Raw genomic sequence first — 2,619 nt, 5'->3', positions numbered from 1 at the left:
GAAATGGCTTTCGTCGAGCTTGTGATGGAGATGGCCGAGATGGCCGATGCACAGGCCGGCGACCTCGAAGATGAAGATCGAATTGCCGTCCTTCATCATCTCGCCACCGGAGTCGTCGCCGACATAACGGCGGATGTCGGTGGTGACGTTGCGGATCAGCACGTCGCCGACACGCTCGTGGATCTGCGCCGGCTGACCTTTCTCGCCCCAGCCATGCAGCACGGTCTTGATGCGCGGGTCGGGATTGAGCGTGTAATGCGTCGAGTGTGCCCGGTTCATGGTGACGACGTCCGGGATGCGATCGAGCTTGTAGACGCCGTTGTAATCGGTGGCGATGGTCACGCCGCCGGGCGTGTCGATGTAATAGGTGGAGTGCCCGGCATAGGTGATCGCAACTTCGTCCGGCTTCGTCGCCGTGCGGCGCAGGCTGACCGGGATGGCGCGGGGCGGACGTTCCGCCATCGCGAGGCATTCGCTGCCACGCGGGGCATTCTGCGCAAGCGCCGGTGTGATGAGCCACCCGATTGCGGCGAGGACGACAGGCAAGAGTCGCAGCATGATCCGGCAGTCTCCGAATGCACCTCGCGAGAGTGTATCGCCAAATGAAGGGGCTGCAATGCCGCTTGTGCGGGCGATCCGTGACCAATTGCCCAAGATGGAAGCGGCGCCTTCGCATGGGAATGCGAGAATGGCTGTCATGCCACCCGGATAGGTCCGTTGATGACGGCCGAGCGGTCGGATAGTCCTTGCAAACCCTATCTGCGAGCAATTGACATTGTCGTCCGATCCGACACCGCCCTGGGAATTCGTCAGCCGCGACAGTGGCCGTGTGGCCTCGTCTGGACGTTGGGTATTCGAGACGGCGCTGGCGCTGCTGACCAAGCCGCTCGATGTGGCGATCGGCGATACGCTGCAGGCGATCGGGAGCAGTGTGGGCGCGGACCGCGCCTGGATGTTCGAATACGACGCCGATCACCTGCGCTTTCGCAACACCCATGAATGGAGCCGCGGCAGCGCCAGATCATTCGTGCAGGATCTTCAGAACGTGCCCGTCACCATGATCGGCTGGCTGCATCAGCATCTGGTCGCAGGGCAGGCGGTGATGATCAACGTGATCGATGCGCTGCCGCGCAGCGCCGGCCCGCTGCGCGCCGAGTTTCTCCGCCAGGGCAACAAGAGTGTGCTGAGCGTGCCGATGTTTCATGGCGGCCGGCTGGTAGCCTGTTTCGGCTTCGATGCGGTCGAGGCGTCACGGCGGTGGTCCGACGAGATCGCCGATCTGTTCTGTTGCGCCGATCTCATGGCCGCCGCGTGCTACGGTCGGCCGCAATCTGAAGCCGTTGGCGCGGCGTCGGCCCCGGACGCGATGATCTATCTTCGCCGCGGCAACGGCGTGCGCGGCACGCCGCTCGGCGAGATCGTCGGGCTGCGGTCGTCCAAGGACTATACCGAAGTGTGGCTTGTCGATGGGAGCATGGCGCTCGACCTGCGCACGCTGACCCAGTGGCTCGGCCTGCTGCCGGCGGGCGGGTTCGTGCGCGTTCATCGCACGGCGGTCGTCAATCATCAGTTCGTTCGCGATGTCGAGCGTCGCGAGAGCGGTGCGTGGCAATTGCGTGTCCACGACTACAAGGATTGCTGGCCGGTCTCGCGTGCTGGCCGCAGCGAATTGCGGTCGCGGCTCGGCATCTGAAATGCGGTCGCAACCAGTCCGCTGCTGCTGCGGTCGCTGGTTAAAAAATCATTACGATCATTCGCCGCACACCGATTTTCCGCGCGATGTGTGGTTGCGCTCCAACAGCGGCAAAACGCGCAGGACATTCGTCGAACCTACGCGTCGTTTCGTCGATCCATCATTGCGAACAGCCGCACGATCGCGTGCCTGTTGGAACCGGATGCGCATCGATGCGTGGACCAGGGCCGGGGATGAAGGCTGACGAATCATTTGCGATGGACGATGCGGTCGCGCGCATCGCGGCGATGACGGGCAGGCAGGCGCGGCCCGCGTCGATGCCGCGCGCGCGACGGGCGTCTGATTTTCTGTCATCCACCGCAGTGACCTTGTCGCTGCTGGCGCTGGTCGTGGTGATGGCGTCATCGCGGGATGTTCTGGCGGAGAGTTCGGGCATCGGTGGCGATGGCGGTGCGCACGGGCATAGTCCGCCGACATCGGGCGGCAACGGCGGCACGATCGATCCGGACAATGCCGGTGGCGGTGGCGGTGGTGGCGGCGCCAATCGCACCAGCGCTTATATCGGCGATGGCGGGCACGGCGGCAGCGGCAAGAACGGCAAGGGCGGTGGCCGTGGCGGCAGGGGCGGGGCGCCGGGCCTGCAGGGCGCGTCACTGCCCGGTGGCACGATCACCGGGGGTAGCGGCGCCGATGGCGACGGCGGCGGCAAAGGCGCTGACGGCGGCTCGGCCTTCAGCAGCGGCATCGGCCATGACAGCGGCAGCGGTGGCGGCGGTGGCGGCGGCGGAACGGGCGCAAGGTTTTCAGGGGCAGTCGTGCCGGCCGGGCAGAACATTACGGGTGGCCGCGGCGGGGCCGGCGGCAATGCCGGCGCCGCGGGCGACGGCAACTCGTCTTACAATGTCGTCTATATCGCCGAAGGCCAT

General features: G+C 65.6%; 3 protein-coding genes. 2 read left to right on the top strand and 1 reads right to left on the bottom strand.

The window, feature by feature from the left end:
* Window positions 1-558: MBL fold metallo-hydrolase (locus ACIQ17_RS32860; protein WP_398473764.1), on the bottom strand; the 558-nt coding region annotated here is incomplete at its 3' end.
* Between the two features lie 217 nt (window positions 559-775).
* Between ACIQ17_RS32860 and ACIQ17_RS32855 the strand changes: the two genes are divergently transcribed.
* Both ACIQ17_RS32855 and ACIQ17_RS32850 read left to right on the top strand, forming a co-directional pair.
* On the top strand, window positions 776-1,693 hold the full coding sequence (locus ACIQ17_RS32855; RefSeq protein WP_398473762.1) for a GAF domain-containing DNA-binding protein: 918 nt from the start codon (window positions 776-778) through the stop codon (window positions 1,691-1,693).
* Window positions 1,694-1,926: 233 nt separating this feature from the next.
* Window positions 1,927-2,619: hypothetical protein (locus ACIQ17_RS32850; RefSeq protein WP_398473760.1), on the top strand; the 693-nt coding region annotated here is incomplete at its 3' end.

The organism is Tardiphaga sp. (assembly GCF_044340795.1).
Classification (GTDB): Bacteria; Pseudomonadota; Alphaproteobacteria; order Rhizobiales; family Xanthobacteraceae; genus Tardiphaga.
This window is presented reverse-complemented; position numbering and strand designations above follow the sequence as displayed.